Annotated in this window: 13 protein-coding genes; 1 reads left to right on the plus strand and 12 read right to left on the minus strand. The window is 38.5% G+C overall.

The features are described from left to right. Positions 1–17: 17 nt before the first annotated feature. From KQI83_RS08225 to KQI83_RS08260, 8 genes are all read right to left on the minus strand, one after another. Positions 18–872: a sugar ABC transporter permease gene (locus KQI83_RS08225; RefSeq protein WP_216556523.1), complete on the minus strand. Its 855-nt coding sequence runs from the start codon at positions 870–872 to the stop codon at positions 18–20. Then, positions 869–1,774 carry a carbohydrate ABC transporter permease gene (locus tag KQI83_RS08230; protein ID WP_216556526.1) on the minus strand — a complete coding sequence of 302 codons (906 nt, stop codon included), beginning with the start codon at positions 1,772–1,774 and terminating at the stop codon, positions 869–871. The genes KQI83_RS08225 and KQI83_RS08230 overlap by 4 nt, the downstream gene beginning before the upstream one ends. A 19-nt stretch (positions 1,775–1,793) precedes the next feature. Further along, positions 1,794–3,011 (minus strand): extracellular solute-binding protein, encoded by a 1,218-nt coding sequence (locus tag KQI83_RS08235; RefSeq protein ID WP_216556528.1) that lies wholly within the window; start codon positions 3,009–3,011, stop codon positions 1,794–1,796. 39 nt (positions 3,012–3,050) lie between these two features. Further along, positions 3,051–4,214: a starch-binding protein gene (locus tag KQI83_RS08240; RefSeq protein ID WP_216556530.1), complete on the minus strand. Its 1,164-nt coding sequence runs from the start codon at positions 4,212–4,214 to the stop codon at positions 3,051–3,053. Positions 4,215–4,624: 410 nt separating this feature from the next. Beyond that, the gene (locus tag KQI83_RS08245) at positions 4,625–5,482 is read right to left on the minus strand and encodes a carbohydrate ABC transporter permease (RefSeq protein WP_216556532.1); all 858 of its coding nucleotides are present in this window, start codon (positions 5,480–5,482) and stop codon (positions 4,625–4,627) included. A gap of 5 nt (positions 5,483–5,487) precedes the next feature. Next, positions 5,488–6,399 (minus strand): carbohydrate ABC transporter permease, encoded by a 912-nt coding sequence (locus KQI83_RS08250; RefSeq protein WP_216556534.1) that lies wholly within the window; start codon positions 6,397–6,399, stop codon positions 5,488–5,490. A gap of 236 nt (positions 6,400–6,635) precedes the next feature. Continuing rightward, positions 6,636–8,018: an ABC transporter substrate-binding protein gene (locus KQI83_RS08255; protein ID WP_216556536.1), complete on the minus strand. Its 1,383-nt coding sequence runs from the start codon at positions 8,016–8,018 to the stop codon at positions 6,636–6,638. A 36-nt stretch (positions 8,019–8,054) separates the two neighbouring features. Next, the gene (locus tag KQI83_RS08260; protein WP_216556538.1) at positions 8,055–9,077 is read right to left on the minus strand and encodes a LacI family DNA-binding transcriptional regulator; all 1,023 of its coding nucleotides are present in this window, start codon (positions 9,075–9,077) and stop codon (positions 8,055–8,057) included. A gap of 429 nt (positions 9,078–9,506) precedes the next feature. Here KQI83_RS08260 and KQI83_RS08265 point away from each other — a divergent pair, with 429 nt between their 5' ends. After that, the gene (locus tag KQI83_RS08265) at positions 9,507–11,948 is read left to right on the plus strand and encodes a GH36-type glycosyl hydrolase domain-containing protein (protein WP_216556540.1); all 2,442 of its coding nucleotides are present in this window, start codon (positions 9,507–9,509) and stop codon (positions 11,946–11,948) included. Between the two features lie 86 nt (positions 11,949–12,034). On the opposite strand, the gene KQI83_RS08270 is transcribed toward KQI83_RS08265, so the two are convergent. From KQI83_RS08270 to KQI83_RS08285, 4 genes are read right to left on the minus strand one after another with little or no spacing between them, the layout of a single operon-like run. Next, positions 12,035–12,991, minus strand: coding sequence for a 2-hydroxyacid dehydrogenase (locus tag KQI83_RS08270; RefSeq protein WP_216556542.1), 957 nt, complete (start codon positions 12,989–12,991; stop codon positions 12,035–12,037). Between the two features lie 17 nt (positions 12,992–13,008). Beyond that, positions 13,009–14,256, minus strand: a complete 1,248-nt coding sequence (locus KQI83_RS08275) for a M20 family metallo-hydrolase (protein ID WP_216556544.1) — start codon at positions 14,254–14,256, stop codon at positions 13,009–13,011. A gap of 14 nt (positions 14,257–14,270) precedes the next feature. Continuing rightward, positions 14,271–15,632, minus strand: coding sequence for a dihydroorotase (locus KQI83_RS08280; RefSeq protein ID WP_216556546.1), 1,362 nt, complete (start codon positions 15,630–15,632; stop codon positions 14,271–14,273). 47 nt (positions 15,633–15,679) lie between these two features. Then, entirely contained in the window at positions 15,680–16,777 is a 1,098-nt protein-coding gene (locus KQI83_RS08285; RefSeq protein WP_216556548.1) for an ABC transporter substrate-binding protein, read from the minus strand.

Genomic DNA, 16,777 nt, shown 5'->3' on the forward strand with positions numbered 1-16,777 from the left:
ATCCTCACCTTTCTTTCTCAGCCCTTTACACCACCAGATGTAAGACCCGTCTGCATGTTCTTTTGAAGTGCAAAAAATATTAAAAGAATAGGAATTGATACTACCATAGAGGCTGCTGCAAAAATTGGCCAACTTCCGCTCATTTCTGTTGCCTGTAAGGAATAAAGTCCTGCTGCCAAGGTATAAGTATCGCTTCCGGTCATAAAGTTTATTGCAAAAATGTATTCATTCCACACATAAATCAATACCATCATAGCAGTTACTGCTATTGTTGGTTTTGCAAGAGGCAATACAATTCTCGTTACCAACTGTATATTAGAAGCACCATCAATGCGTGCTGCTTCCTCAATTTCTACCGGAATGGTATCAAAATATCCCTTCATATTCCAAAGTGCAAATACAGCCATTGTTCCAGTATATACGATTACCAGACCTGCTCTGGTATTTAGCAGTCCCATAGGGGTTAGCAAACGATACAATGCCGTCATAGACAACAAGGATGGGAATGCATATAACAAAATTAATAACTGCAATATGATTTTTCTTCCAGGAAAATTTTTTCTGGAAAAAACATACGCTGCCGGTATACCAGTTCCAAGAGAAATAAACACCGTTATAATAGCAAGAATCAAACTATTTTTCAGCCAATGAAGTACCGGTTCATCCATAAACACTGCACGATAATTATCCAATGTAAATTTTTTCGGAATAAAAGAAAAGTCTGAACTCAAAAGGCTATTTTCAGCATTTAAAGAAACTGATACTGCATACAAAATCGGAACTAATACAATAAAACAAAGCACTATCAGACCTACATTTGCTGTCAAAAGCCCTATTTTTTCTCTTCTCTTTTTCTTTGATGCCCTTCTCATTGTCGTTCCTCCTTTGGCTTTATATTGGTTATCACAGAAAAAGCAATCAATATTACAAAAATAATAATTGAAATTGCAGAGCTATATCCATAATTATTGGTAATAAATGCTTTTTCATAGGCATAGGTCAGAATTGTATGGATATCTGCACCGGTCTTAGCTCCTACCTGCTGTGTCAACAAATAAATAACATCAAACTGCTTAAATGTAGTAAAGGTTGTAATTACTACAGATGGCGCAATAATTGGTTTAATCAATGGTATAGTGATATAGAATGTTCTTTTCAACCAGCTTGCACCATCTAACAATGCACTTTCGTAATAACTTTTGTCTACACTTTGAAGTGCTCCATCTATAATCGTAATCATAAATGGCAGTGCAAGCCAAAGATTTACTACGGTACAGCTTAGAAATGCAGAAACATTTCCTCCTAACCATCTTACCGGTTGGATTCCAAACTTCTCCAGCCATTGATTTAATAATCCAAATTGAGAATTAAACATTCCTGTCTTCCATAACAATATGGATACATATCCTGGCATCGCCCATGGAAAAATCAAAAGTGTTCGATAAATGTTTCGAAGTCTTAAGCCTTTTAAATTTAATAAACTTGCCACTAAAAAGGCAATTACCAGCTGTAATATCATATTAATAATTGTCCACAATACCGTTAAAAGTAGTGCAGTTAAAAATCCATTATCAAATACCAACAATGCATCTTTATAGTTTTCCAATCCAATGATTTCGTAATTATTCCAATGATATACATTCATATTAGTTAAAGAAATATAACCTGTATATAAAATCGGAAAAATAACAATTAATAAAATCAATATCAAGGATGGCGCTGACCAGAGGTAGGAAAATACTACCTCTGACCATTTCTTTTTTCTGTTATTCAAAGTTCCGTCACCTTCCAGTCTATTTCATATTTTCAATAAGCTGTTCCGCTTCCTTTTGCGCCTTTTTGGCACTTTCGTTAATATCCTTACCACTCATATTTACATCCGTTAAAAGATTTCCCGTTACTGTCCACATTACATCCATCTCTGGTATATTTGGCATAGGTACTGCATTTTCTGCGGTTTCTTTCATTGCCATTACTACGTCATCACTGGTGACCTCTTCCATCTCATAGCATTTCTCATTTGCCGGTGCACATCCACTTGCCTGGGCCAGTTTCACTCCAATATCCGGTTCCATTAATTGTCGCAGCACTTTTTCTACTGCCTCACTCTTATTCTCTGCTGCATATTTTAATACCTGAATTCCCTGAACTCCTGTATATGGTGAAATTGGATTACCTGTTTCATCAATTATCGGCATTGCTGCTACTCCCACATCCATACCACTTTCTTTTACAGTAGGAATCAGCCACGGTCCTGCAATAGTTGCATGTGCCTTCCCTTCATTGAATAAGGTATTCACTGTAGCATACTCTGTCTCTCCCGGCATCAGGTCAACAAACTTCTTATGATATTTCAATGCCTGTATAGTTTCATCACAATCCAGCCCCGGCTCTCCATCTGCATTAATAAGATAACCACCGAATCCGTATATCCATCCCGCTGCATAATATGGGGTGCTATGCTGTTCTACAAATCCATAATGTCCCCCCTGCGTGTTTTCTTTCATATAAGCGTATAGTTCTTCTGTGGTTTTTGGTACCTCTTCATCTGTCATATAAAGACGATTGTACATAAACAACAATGTTTCGTAATAGATTGGAAGTTGATAAATATCTCCCTTATAGGTTGCCGCTTCCAGTGTCATATCCATATAGTCATTCAATTCTTCTTTTGGAATAATGTCTGTAATTGGTGCGAGGATTCCCATTTCCGCATAAACACCAATTTTATCGTGAGCAAAAAAGTACATATCCGGTGCAGCCTTTGGGTCATTTCCAACTACCTTTAATGCCTCTGTCAAATCACTCTTTTTCTCCAGCACTACATGTACTTCCGGTTCTAATTTTTCCAATTCTTCCTGAAGTGCTTCTGCCACGGCATCTTCTTTATCATGCCAAATAGTAATTGTTGTTACATCATCCTTTTTCTCCTGCTTACCACTTTTTCCGCATCCACTAAGCATCCCCACTGTCATTCCTACACACAGCAATACTGCAAGCATTTTCTTCATCTTTGTTCCTCCTCGCATCTGATTAATTCCCGGTTTTAACTAATTTTCTTTCTTTTTCTTTACGATTACTATGCCTGTAACTACCACGGCTACAGCCGCCACAGCAACAATAATCCAAACTATTGTCATATCATTTTTCTTTTCTGTGGTCTCGTCATTTTTCTTATTTTCAACCTTTGTTTCTGCTTTTTGCTGTTCTACCTGTGGTTCTTCATAATACACTTCTGCCTCTTCCGGACCTTTTACAACTAACCACACATCTTTTCCCGTTTCAATGGAAATATCTGAGGTCTGAACACTTCCATCGTTTCCATTTACAATCAGTGAATTCACCCAACCCGGAATTTCTTTTTTTAGCCAACCGTTTTTGTCCTCTTCTAATGGTTCACCCGGCCATGTACTAAACACATTTGTTCCATCCGGTGCTGACCATGCCCACAGATTTGGTTCCTTCCAATCTGTCGGAGCCATAACTCTTACCTTAATAGTTCCAATTTCTTTTTGTTCTGGATTATCATAGGTAAAATCAAAACTGCCGTTTTCTTCAACAGTAATCCAGATTTCTGCTGCATCCACAGACAAATCTTCCGTCTGAACTTCTCCATTGTTAGCATTTACAATCAAAGAATTCACCCAAGTTGGAACTTCCATGTCATACCAACCGTCTTCTCCCTCTGTCATAGGTTCACCCGGCCATGCATCATATACATTGGTTCCGTCCGGTGCTGACCATGCCCACAGATTTGGTTCTTTCCAACTATCCGCTACTTTTGCATGTACTGTAAAAGTTTCCACATATTCTGGTATCTCGCCTGTGGTCTGCTGCTCATAGGAAATTGCTACTTCTTTTTCTGAGGCAACTGTAATCCATGTATTTTTACCTTCCAATATCTGTTCCTCTGTTTGGATATTTCCCTCATTACCATTAATAATTACATGGTTAGCCCAACTTGGAACCCAAGCATAATACCAACCTTCATTACTACTATCTGCTTTCATTGTTTCACCCGGCCACGCTTCAAAGGCATTATTTCCATCCTCATCCCATGCCCAGATACAAGGTTCTTTCCAATCCTGCGGAACCTGTGTATAAATAATTGTCATATCCTCTGCTGGTGCAGCCTTTACTGGCATTTGAAATACTACCATCATCATCACTATCATTGACAATAGCATTGACATCTTTTGAACTATTTTCCTCATAAATTCCTTCCTCCTTTTTCATTCTGACATCACCAGCAATTGCGCGCTTTTGCTTTTGATAAGATGATTATATGGCATATTACAAACTACGGTCAATTTGAATTTGCGTAAACGTTTTCCCTTATTTTCAATAAAATTCTCATTTTATCTGATTGTATTTTTGTACACTTTTCATATATTTTTTATGCTTTCGCATTGAAAACACAAATTTTTGTGTATTTCTTACGAAACTTTTTCCTTGTTTTTTTCAGTTAGCGAAACTATCTAAACCGTATTTTGGGCTTCTTCCGGCTATTCACAACTATGAGAAACACGCTTTGCAAGTTCCTCAAATTATCGTGGTGTCATCTATGACTAAAAAAATAGCGTAACAGCTCAAAACTGCTACGCTATTAATTCTGATTCTATTTTTATCCCTTTACACTTCCTAAAGCAACACCTTGAACGATATGCTTTGACAAGATTAAGTATACGATGATAACAGGGAAGATTGAGAATGCAATCATTACATATACCTGACCCATGTCAAACTTCAACCAGTCTGCTGCACGCAACTGTGCAATCAGAATTGGAAGTGTTTTCTTCTTATCATCATGTAAAATCAATGCAGGTGTAAAGTAATTGTTCCAGCTACTTACAAATGTAAATATTGCCTGTACTGCAATTGCCGGTTTCATTAACGGCAATACAATGGCATTGAAGGTATGGAACTCTCCTGCTCCGTCAATACGGGCAGCTTCTATCAATGACAGTGGAAGAGAACTTTCCATGTACTGCTTAATATAGAAGAATACTACCGGGGAAGCAATGGTTGGTACAATAAGTGGAATCAAGGAATCTTCTAATCCCATATTAGATACCAACTTAACGAATCCAAGAGCTGTTACCTGTGTTGGAATCATCATAATCATTAAAATAAATGGATAAATGTACTTTTTCAGTTTAAACTCATATGCGTGAATTGCATATGCCGTCATAGTTGAAAAGTATACACACAATACTGCACTACAGGATGACACGATAATACTGTTAAGCATACCGGACCATATTGGCAATGTACCGTTTACTAAGTTCTTCCAGTTTGTCAGCAAATGTGAGCTTGGAATAAGTGTAAATCCTTTTTGTAATTCTCCATTGGATCTGGTGGCATTGATGAATAACACATAAAACCAGAACAAACAGAAGAATGAAACAACAATAAGGACAATATAGGCAATCAGTCTTCTTGCATGAATACTCATGCCTTTTTGTTTCTTTTGATTTTCCATAATAATTACCCCCTTCTCTTATCATTACCAGTTACCTTAAATACTAAGAAACTTAAGATTGCACTGATAATAAACAGAATTACAGATAATGCACCTGCCATACCATAGTTCTTGCTGTACAAATGTTTATTCAGGAACATAATCAGGGTCATAGTAGAACGCATTGGATCACCGGTTCCGTTTGTCAAAATCTGTGGAACATCAAATAACTGTAAGCCACCCAGTAAGGATGTAATCATTACATATACCAGAATTGGGCGAAGTAACGGTAAGGTAATCTTAAAGAATACCTGTGTAGATGTTGCTCCATCCACTTCTGCTGCCTCGAACAGTGATGTATCAATTCCCATCATACCTGCCATTAACAGGATGGTGGTATTACCGAACCACATCAGGCAGTTCATAAGTGCGATTAATCCTCTGGCACTTCCTGCATTAGAAAGGAATTTATACGGGGTATCAATGAATCCAATCTGCATCAACATAGAGTTGATTGGACCATTATCGGAAAACAATGTAAAGAATAACATTGCAAATGCAGATGCCATAATCAGGTTTGGCAAATACATAACTGTTTTAAAGAATCTGGAACCCCTTAATTTTAATTGTACATCCGAAAACCATGCTCCCAATAACAAGGATAAGAAAATCTGTGGAATAAAACACATAATCCACATAATCATGGTATTTTTCGCATATATCCAAACATCTCCGCCTTCAAATAACTTTTTATAATTTTCTAAACCTACAAAATTCGGACCTACCTGAAGCAAGCCTGTCATATAATTTTCAAAAAAACTGTTGTAAATCGTTGTAACCAATGGTATCAACTGAAATACTACAAAGACTACCATAAATGGAATCAAAAAGATATAACCCCACTTATTATATCTGACTGCTTTCGCATTCTTCTTCATATCTTAAACCTCCTTTTCCTTTGGCTTTTGGTACAGTGTTCACAGCATATCTTCACACCAGGTTCGGCAGAGCTGCTGTCAGCACTGTACCCGTTGCTGGAAAAAACTTCCGTTCTCGGAACTCTCCATTGATAGAAAAAGCCATGCCTGCCTCTCTACTTGCCTGACAGGCATGGTTTCTCTTGCATTACTGTTTACTTTATTTTACCTTTTGCCATAAGATTGACTTCAAGCTCTTAGTAAGACAAGTTTGGATACTTCTCTACTACTGCTTTGTAGAACTGATCCAATGCCTCTTCCTTTGTTGCATTTCCTTCGAAGTAATTCTTCATTGCGTTCTGGAATTCTTCGTTACATCCCTGGTCATATGCAGAAAGGTTGCTTAAGTCGAGGGTTTCAACACCTGCACAATAGATGCTAAGTGGGTTCTGTCCACCTAAAACTTTGCTGGAGTAGCTGGTATCAGCTGCCATATTTTCCATTGCAGGTTTGTTGTTTACGAAGTCATCATCGTCTTTTACGATTTCAGTCATAACATCTTCTTTGCATGTCATCTGATACATAATATCTTTTACAAGACTTGCATTATCTGTTCCTTCTGCTGCACAAATCCATGTTCCGCCCCAGAAGAAACCCTGTGGTCCTTCGGTAGCACCCCAGCCGCCTTCATATCCGATACTTCCTTCGGTATCAGCAGCCATACTGAAGTTTACAAGCCAAGCAGGTCCAAAGTAGCAGAATACTTTTCCTTCTGGATAGAAACCTTTCTTCCAGTCATCGCTCCACAGTTCATAAGTTCCTGTTTCACCTGCATCTACTAACTTCTTAGAATCATCTACCCATTTCATGATATTATCATCAATGTTGATTTTGTCATCTTCTACCCATTTAGAAGTTACATTGTTAGAATATACACGATAGCTGTCATTTACAGAAGACATAACGGAATATCCTTTTTCTTTCATTGCTTTTGCTGTTTCATCAAAAGCAGTCCAATCTTTTACATGTTCCTGAACCTGTGCAGGATCATCTGTTCCGAAAACTTCTTTTGCTGCTTCACGGTTATAGAATAATGCACCTGGGCAGCCCTGCCATGAAACACCTTTTAATACTCCGTTAGAATCGGTAACAATATCTTTTGTATACTGATACTGATTTGCCAAATCTGCATCTGTAAGTCCAAGATCTTTTACTGGCATTGTATAATCAGTGTCAACATATTTTAATGCATAGTCAGCTTCTACTAAGAAGATATCAATCTTATCGTCTGCTGCTGCATCTTTTTGTTTTAATAATGTTGCATCCAAATTATTCTGATATGCATTGTCATCGTTTGGTGTAATGTTCCATTTTACAGTAACATCACCGATTTTTCCGGTGGTTGCATCCACTTCTTCATAACTTGGATAATGATCTTTAATACGAGACTTAAATTCTTCGTTCCAGCAGTAAATGTTTAAGACTTTTCCTTCGTCGCTACTACTGGTGTCACCGCCTGTACTCTCCTCCTTCTTTGTATTGTTTGTGTTTGTGTTTTTGCTGTTGTTTGAGCCACAACCTACCAGCATAGTTGCTACCATACTGATACATAATAATGCACTTACCACTTTCTTTTTCATTGTAAATCCTCCTCCTTAAGATAATAATGAAAAATATTATTGTTTGGGTACTTCTCCTACAGATTCTCCTATAAGAAGTTCTCCATCTATAACAACTCTTTCTATAAGAGCCGTTTTCGGTTTTTCAATCTGGGCGATCAGGTGATCCGCAGCTTCTTTTCCAATCTTCGCTGTATTCTGATGAATCGTTGTAAGTCTTGGCCGTAACATCTGCGAAATCTTTGTTCCGTCATACCCTGCTACTGAGATATCCTCCGGTATTCGTAATCCCCTGCTGTTGATTACATTTAATCCGCCAATCAAAGATGTGTCATCCGGATAGATAATACAAGTCGGTCTTTCTTTTAATTCTAATAATTTTTTCGTATGTTCCGCGGTTGCCTTTGTTTCCAAATAATTGGCTTCTCGCACATACGCCTCCGGTACTTCTATTTGAAGTTCTTCCATCATTCGATAGAAACTTGCTAAACGTTCCTTGGTAACAAAGGAATAATCCTGCCCATGAATATAAGCAATTTTCCGATGTCCCTTTCCGTATATATAGCGTACCAGTTCTTCCATCCCATTTACATTATTTGAACTTACTGCTGTGCAATTCTGATGAAGGTAATCAATAGTAACTACCGGTATTCGATTATTATTCATCAATTGCTGCACCCCAGGATTATTAAAATCCACGCATACAATAACCACTCCGTCAAAATTACGATAACGACTATGTTCTAAATACGACATCTGTCGTTTTTCTGAATGAGTATTGATAAAGGTGATGTCATATCCCTGACTCTCTGCTTCCACCATAATTCCATCCAACACTCCGGAAAAATACTCATGTGTCAAACCGCTTCTGGCATCATCCTGAAACAGTACTCCAATATTGTAAGAACGTTTTGTCTTTAAAGCTCTGGCTGCTGAATTAGGTAAATATCCCATTTCTTTTGCCACTTTCTTAATTCTTGCTTTTGTCTCTTCTCCAATATCTTTTTGGTTGTTCAGTGCCTTACTTACTGTTGCTGCTGACACTCCGCATTTCTGAGCTATATCTTTTAACGAAACCATAGCGTACTCTCCTTTATTTCATCCAAACGAATTACTTAATCGTTTTCGTACTTTTACTATATGCTCATTTTGGTAAAAAATCAACTGTTTTTTTACTTTTTCCACACTTTTCACATTTATTTCTATTTGTTTTTGTGCACTTTTACAACTACCATTTTACATCTCTTCCTTATATTAAATACAACCGAAAACTATGCTTCTTTTCCTCCCTTTAAGCATTTTGTATAGATTCTCCCGGCTTTTTTGTTTAAACCGCTGATTTTACCATTTTTCAGCGGTTTCTCATTGATTTTTCATTTTTTATGCCCTATACTCAAACCATAAATCCAATTTGCTTAATCGTTTTCGCAATAATTAGAATTTTTGCAACAATTATGATATTCGGAACATTATTAACAATATATAAAATAATATATGGAGGATTTTATTATGAAATTCGGATACTTTGATGATACCAGAAAAGAATATGTCATCACTTCCCCAAAGACACCATTGCCATGGATTAACTACCTTGGAAGCGAAAGTTTCTTCTCTTTAGTTTCCAATACTTGTGGTGGTTACAGTTTCTATAAGGATGCAAAGCTTCTTCGTTTAACCAGATATCGTTACAACAATGTACCTTATGACAGCAATGGACATTACTACTATATTAAGGATGGCGATACCATTTGGAATCCAGGTTGGATGCCTAGCAAGACAGAACTTGATACATACTGCTGTCGCCATGGCCTTGGATATTCTGTTTTTGAAGCAAGCAAAAACGGACTTTCCGCTGTATTAACAGACTTTGTTCCGGTTGGAGCTTCTTGTGAAGTAAACAAACTGACTCTTACAAATATGTCCAAAGGCTTAAAAGAAATTGATTTATTCTCTTATGTAGAATTTTGCTTATGGAATGCTATGGACGATATGACAAACTTCCAGCGTAACTTTAGTACCGGCGAAGTAGAAGTTCACGGTTCTGAAATCTATCATAAGACAGAATACAGAGAACGTAGAAATCATTACGCTGTTTTTGCGGTAAATGCTCCGATTGACGGATTCGATACCGATCGTGATACCTTCCTTGGTGCTTATGGCGAAAACTCTGCACCTGCCGTAGTTGTAAACGGAAAATCCGGTGACTCTGTTGCAAGTGGCTGGGCTCCTGTTGGTTCTCACCATTTAAAGATTACTTTACAGCCGGGAGAATCCAGAGACTTGATTTTCGTTCTTGGCTATGTAGAAAACAAACCGGAAGAAAAATGGGTGGGATTAAACCAGATTAACCGTGCACCTGCATTAGCATTATTAGAAAAATTCAATACGGTTGAAAAGGCAGATGCTGCTTTAGCGGAATTAGCTTCTTATTGGGAAAATTTACTTTCTCATTTCAGTGTTTCTTCTGAAGAAAAGAAGCTTGACCGCATGGTAAATATCTGGCACCAGTATCAGTGTATGGTTACCTTTAATATGTCCCGTTCTGCTTCTTACTTTGAATCCGGTATTGGCCGTGGTATGGGATTCCGTGATTCCTGTCAGGACTTACTTGGTTTCGTACATCTGATTCCGGACCGTGCAAGAGAAAGAATCCTTGATATTGCTGCAACTCAGTTTGAAGACGGTAGCGCATATCACCAGTATCAGCCATTAACCAAAAAGGGAAATGCTGATATCGGAAGTGGATTTAATGATGACCCACTGTGGCTTATTGCAGCAACTGCTACTTATATCAAGGAAACCGGAGACTACACTATCTTAGATGAACGTACTCCTTATGACAATGATGATTCTAAAGCAACTGACTTTATGGAACATCTGCGCCGTTCCTTCTTATATACCGTTACACATCTTGGGTCACATAAACTTCCATTGATTGGTCGTGCAGACTGGAACGATTGTTTGAACCTGAACTGTTTCTCGGAAGAACCGGGTGAATCCTTCCAGACCTTCGGTCCTTCCGAAGGACCTGTCGCAGAGTCTATTTTCATTGCAGGTATGTTTGTTCGCTATGGTAAAGATTACGTTACAATCTGCCGTCATCGCGGACTGGAAGAAGAAGCTGTGGAAGCCGAAAAAGCAATTGCAGCTATGGAAAAAGCTGTTATTGAAGCCGGCTGGGATGGCGAATGGTTCATGCGTGCTTATGATGCACATGGCGATAAAGTAGGTTCTAAAGACTGTGAAGAAGGTAAAATCTTCATTGAGCCTCAGGGCTTCTGTGTTATGGCTGAAATCGGTAAAGACCAGGGACTTTGCCAGAAGTCTATGGAATCTGTAGAAAAATATCTGGATACAAAATACGGTATCGTATTGTTACAGCCATGCTATACAAAATACCATGTAGAGCTTGGAGAAATCACCTCTTATCCAGGTGGATATAAGGAAAATGCAGGTATCTTCTGCCACAACAATCCATGGATTTCTATTGCTGAAACTGTGATTGGACGTGGTGACCGTGCTTGGCAGGTATACACCAGAACCTGTCCTGCTTATCTGGAAGAAATCAGTGAGGTTCACCGCACTGAGCCTTATGTATACTCTCAGATGATTGCCGGAAAAGATGCACCAAACTTTGGTGAAGCAAAGAATAGCTGGTTAACCGGTACTGCTGCATGGACATTTTTAAATGTTTCTCAGTTTATTTTAGGTATTCGTCCTGACTATGACGGACTGATGATTGACCCTTGTATTCCAAAGAACTTAAAGGGCTTTGAAGTAGCTCGTACTTTCCGCGGAATTGATTATCATATTGAAGTATTAAATCCGGAACATGTAGAAAAAGGCATTGCTAAGCTCATTGTAGATGGCAAAGAAGTTTCCGGAAATACAATTCCATTCGACAGCAACATGGTTGGAAAATCCGTTCATGTAACAGCTGTTATGGGATAATTTAACATAGGCTTTTCATATTTACCCTTTTATAAAGAGGGAGCACTTTTCCTATCTAAGTGCTCCCTCCTTTTTATTCCCTCTCTCTATAACTTGCAAACATTTTCCGGTTTTCCTTCTAAGTAAGCATATACATTATCAAATACAATTTTTGCTCTCCGCTTCATTGATTCTTCGGAGATAAATGCCTGATGCGGGGTCAATAATGTATTTTTTGCATGAAGCAATGGGTATTCACCCGGAAGTGGTGGTTCCATATCAAATACATCCACACAGGCAAATCCTAACCTATCCTCATTTAAGGCTTCTGCAAGTGCCTCATTATCCACAATCGGTCCTCTTGCACAGTTTACAAAAATGGCATCTTTTTTCATCAGTGCCAGTCTGTCCTTTGAAATAAATCCTCTTGTAGCGTCATTTAACGGAAGATTCAGTGAAACAATATCGCTATCAGAAAGCACTTCTTCTAAAGACTTGTATTCTATTCCAAGTGCTTTTGCCTCTTCTGATTCACTTCGGTTATATGCAATTACCTTTGCGCCAAATGCTAAAAACAATTTTGCTGTCATAAGACCAATTCTACCCAGCCCTATAATTCCAACGGTTCTTCCGCATATTTCTTTTCCGCCAATTCCAGCACTGGTTCCGCCACTTCTTACAACACTGTCTGCTTTCACTACGTTTCTCAATGCATCAATGGTCATTCCCAGCACCAGTTCTGCTACGGTCTGGTTGGAATATCCTGCTGCATTGCAAATCATAACTCCTTTTTCCTTACACTTTGCAACACCAATATGGTCAATTCCGGTAAATGCAACTGACAACATCTTTAATGCATCTGCACTTTCCACTACCTCTGCGGGATACGGGTTATTTGCAATCATTACAATATCGCAACCCTCACTTCTTTTTTTCAGCTCTTGAACATCTGTTGTCTTTGTATCGTAGTAAACAAATTCATGTCCTTTTTCTTTAAACCCTTTTGCAAGCTCGTCAATTACTTCCTTTGTAACACCTATTGGCTCCAATAAACTAATTTTCATTTTTTCTTCTCCTTTTCTTATTCTTCATTCATCATGTCACAGATAGTTTCAAACACTATCTGGGTTGCTTTGGCTAAATCTGCATAGCTGCTATATTCCTGCGGGCAATGACTTCTTCCATCCTTGCTTGGCACAAATACCATAACGGTATCCACCTTATCCGCAAATACCATTGCGTCATGTGCTGCCCCACTTGTCATTTCCCTGTATTGATACTGATGCTTTTCACATTTTTCTTTCAGCATATCTATCAATCTTTGGTTCATATAAACCGGTTTCTGTCGAAGTTTTGTATCAAACTTATAACTTGCACCTACCTTATCGGTATGATATTCTAATAAATCTACGGCTTTCTCTTTCATATTTTCTATGGAAATATCCTTGGGAGAACGAATATCCATGGTAAACTCACACTTCGAAGCTATTACATTCATTGCATTGGGATATGCTCTGATAAATCCACAGGTAGCTACCGAGCCATTTTGCTCCTCTAATGCAAATTCATCTAACTTTGAAATGGTTTTAGATGCAATTTCAATGGCATCCTTACGCATATGCATGGGCGTTGTTCCGGCATGATCTGCCCGACCTTCTACGGTAACCATGCAACGAAGCAGTCCCACGATACAGTTTACAATTCCTATTTCCTGCTTTGTGGTATCAAGCACAGGTCCCTGTTCAATATGTATTTCAAAAAACGCTCGAATGTTTTCTAAATTCAGTTTTAATTCTTCTATTTTATCTGGATCAGAGCCCCATTTTATCATCCACTCTCGAATACTGATACCGTTTTCATCCGTCAGATTTGTAATGTAATCCTGGTCAATCTGTCCCGTCAATGCTTTACTTCCAAGACATCCTGACCCAAACATCATCCCTTCTTCATCATTAAAGGCTACAATCTCCAACGCATATTTTCGCTTTTTTCCACTTCGTTTCATGAAATCCGCTACTTGGATAGCACAAACAACACCTGCGATTCCATCATATTCTCCCCCTTCTTTTACCGTGTCATAATGAGAACCCATCATAATCACCTGACTATCCGGCTCTTCTGCCGGAAGAAATCCCCTGACATTTCCCACCATATCAATGTAAGCTTCTAACCCTGCCTGTTCCATTTCTTTTTTTAAATATTCTGCTGCTTTTCTTGCTTCCTCTGAAAACGGCAGTCTGGTTACACCTTTGCCATTCGCTATGGTACATGTCTTTAAATATTCCAATCTTCTTTTTATATCTTCTTTTGCTTTTAACATCATATCCATAGATTCACACTCCATTACTTTGCACGTTTCAAATATGTTCCATATCCTTTTTTGCCTGTAATTTCTCCGTCTTTGTAAACAATATTGCCCCGTACAATGGTCATGGTTGCCCAACCTTTTAATTCTATTCCAAGGTAAGGAGACCATTTACACTTTGATTTTAAATCAGTAGAGGAAAGAGCCTTCTTCAAATTCAAATCTACAATTGTAAAATCTGCATCTGTTCCAATTGCCATACTTCCCTTTTGAGGATATAATCCATATATTTTAGAGGTATGATAGCTGGTCATCTTCACCAACTGATTCAACGTAATTTTTCCTTCGTTGACCGCATTTAAAAATACAGCAAGACTGCTTTCTACGCCTGGAATACCATTTGGTGCTTTAAAGATATCCTCTTCTCCCGCCTTTTTTTCTTCCAATGTATACGGAGAATGGTCACTTCCAATATAATCCACATAGCCCTTTTTTATCAGTTCCCACATTTCCTTTTGGTTGGCTTTATCATGCATAACCGGTGAAAATTTAAGATACGGGCCTTTTTCCACCATATCCTCCACCGTAAACTGAAACAGATGTGGTGCCGATTCTGCCCATACTTTTACCCCGCGCTCTTTTGCTTCATGGATAATTCTAAGCCCTTTGGCTGTACTTACATGCAAAATTACACCCTCTGCTCCTGTGATTTCAAGATAATAAACTGCTCTTTGAATCGCTTCTATCTCAGCCTCGGCAGGATGTGTCATATTATAGGCAACCCCATCTTTTCTTCCTGTTGCTTTTACTTTTTCCTCCATTGCCTTTAACATACCGTCATTCTCAGCATGAATAATGGCAACTGCACCGATTTGTGCAACCTTTTCCAAGACTTTTATCATTGCCTCATCCTGTACAAACGGAAACTCTGCTACGGAAAAGCACATAAACATTTTGATTGCTGTTGCTCCTGTCTTTTTCCATAAATCAGGTAATAACTCTATATTCTCAGAAGTGGCTCCCACATGAATGGCATAATCCACATACGCATTTCCCTCGTAACTGTCTTCTTTTACCTTCAATGCCTCAAAGGTTGTGGTTGGTGGGTTATCCAGCGGATGGGAAATTACAGTTGTCACGCCTCCTGCTGCTGCCGCCATTGTTCCATGCATAAAGTCTTCACGCTCTGTAAATCCCGGATCCTGAAAATGAATATGGGGATCAATTACACCCGGTAAAATATACTTTCCAGCCACATCTACTATCTTTTCAGCCTCCATTCCCAAAGCATCCTGCCCAATAAATGCAATTTTTCCATTTTTTACTCCGATAACACCTGAAAATGTTTCATCCGTTGTGACGATTTTTCCATTCGTCAGTAATAAATCCATTTTTTCCATAGAATGCATCCTTTCAAAATGGGGAGTTATAAAACTCCCCAGCTACTTTAATATTCTTCTTTTGCTGTATAACTATCCGGTGTTACTTTTCTTAAAATACTAAAATCATGATAATCTGCAAATGGAACACTCTGACCTCCCGGAAGGATATTTTCTTCCACCATAAAGTCCTCTAATGCAATGGCTGTATCCACATAGGAATCATCTACCCCATAAGCATACACATTTTCATCCATAATTTTTGCTGTATCTTCTTCTGACATTCCGATATGCTCTGCACAAATCTTAACTGCCTCATCACGATTATTATTAATGAAATCTGTTGCCTTTTGAATTGCTAATAACATATGCGCTGTTGTATTTGGATTCTCTGCTGCCCAATCATCATTTGCGTTAATGGTAGCATACATATTACACCAAAGTACATCTCCCTCTGCTCCCGGAATATAAGACTTTGTACCACTGCAAAGAAGTGTTGCATTACATTCTTCCTGTGCCTTTGTCACCCATGGTTCCGGAACTGCCATAATATCTATTTGTCCCTGTGAAAGTGCTGATAACTGATCCGGAAACTGAAGTGTTGTGATATTAAAACTTTCCGGGTCTAAATCAAGTTCTTTACACATATTGCGAAAAGTTACATACTGTGTAGAACCGGAAACCATTCCCATCGTTAATCCCTCTAGGTCTTTTGCTGATTTAATCTTAATTCCGTCTCTTAAAAGAAGGCACTGTGTTCCACCCATATTACAGGTCGGTGCTATTACCTTACACTTTGCTCCGTTTAACACCCAGGTAGGAGTTGAATAATTATTCGCGCATGCAATCTTTGCTTCTCCATTTGCCATAATTGCTGCAATTTCCGGCACATTCGCCATATAAACACACTCTACATTCAAACCTTCTTCTTTAAAATATCCCTGATTTTCTGCAATCATCATCGCTGCTGAAATCTGAAGGTCATTTACACCATAAAGTGTAACATCCGTTGTTTCCGGCTCTCCTACTTCACCATTTTCTATGGACACTGTGTTTCCCGATGCATTTGCTGTTGTTCCTGTTTTAGAATTCTTACTACCGCTTCCACACCCTGCGAGAAGTGTTACTGCCAATGTCACTGCTACAAATAATCTTGCTTTTTTCAT

Source organism: Roseburia sp. MSJ-14 (assembly GCF_018918225.1).
Lineage (GTDB): Bacteria > Bacillota > Clostridia > Lachnospirales > Lachnospiraceae > Petralouisia.

Excerpts from the sequence above, each read along its gene's own strand:
- KQI83_RS08285 (WP_216556548.1), bottom strand. The coding sequence starts at position 16,777 with ATGAAAAAAGCAAGATTATTTGTAGCAGTGACATTGGCAGTAACACTT.
- KQI83_RS08240 (WP_216556530.1), bottom strand. The coding sequence starts at position 4,214 with ATGAGGAAAATAGTTCAAAAGATGTCAATGCTATTGTCAATGATAGTG.
- KQI83_RS08265 (WP_216556540.1), top strand. The coding sequence starts at position 9,507 with ATGAAATTCGGATACTTTGATGATACCAGAAAAGAATATGTCATCACT.
- KQI83_RS08270 (WP_216556542.1), bottom strand. The coding sequence starts at position 12,991 with ATGAAAATTAGTTTATTGGAGCCAATAGGTGTTACAAAGGAAGTAATT.
- KQI83_RS08225 (WP_216556523.1), bottom strand. The coding sequence starts at position 872 with ATGAGAAGGGCATCAAAGAAAAAGAGAAGAGAAAAAATAGGGCTTTTG.
- KQI83_RS08260 (WP_216556538.1), bottom strand. The coding sequence starts at position 9,077 with ATGGTTTCGTTAAAAGATATAGCTCAGAAATGCGGAGTGTCAGCAGCA.
- KQI83_RS08250 (WP_216556534.1), bottom strand. The coding sequence starts at position 6,399 with ATGAAGAAGAATGCGAAAGCAGTCAGATATAATAAGTGGGGTTATATC.
- KQI83_RS08275 (WP_216556544.1), bottom strand. The coding sequence starts at position 14,256 with ATGGATATGATGTTAAAAGCAAAAGAAGATATAAAAAGAAGATTGGAA.
- KQI83_RS08255 (WP_216556536.1), bottom strand. The coding sequence starts at position 8,018 with ATGAAAAAGAAAGTGGTAAGTGCATTATTATGTATCAGTATGGTAGCA.
- KQI83_RS08280 (WP_216556546.1), bottom strand. The coding sequence starts at position 15,632 with ATGGAAAAAATGGATTTATTACTGACGAATGGAAAAATCGTCACAACG.
- KQI83_RS08245 (WP_216556532.1), bottom strand. The coding sequence starts at position 5,482 with ATGGAAAATCAAAAGAAACAAAAAGGCATGAGTATTCATGCAAGAAGA.
- KQI83_RS08235 (WP_216556528.1), bottom strand. The coding sequence starts at position 3,011 with ATGAAGAAAATGCTTGCAGTATTGCTGTGTGTAGGAATGACAGTGGGG.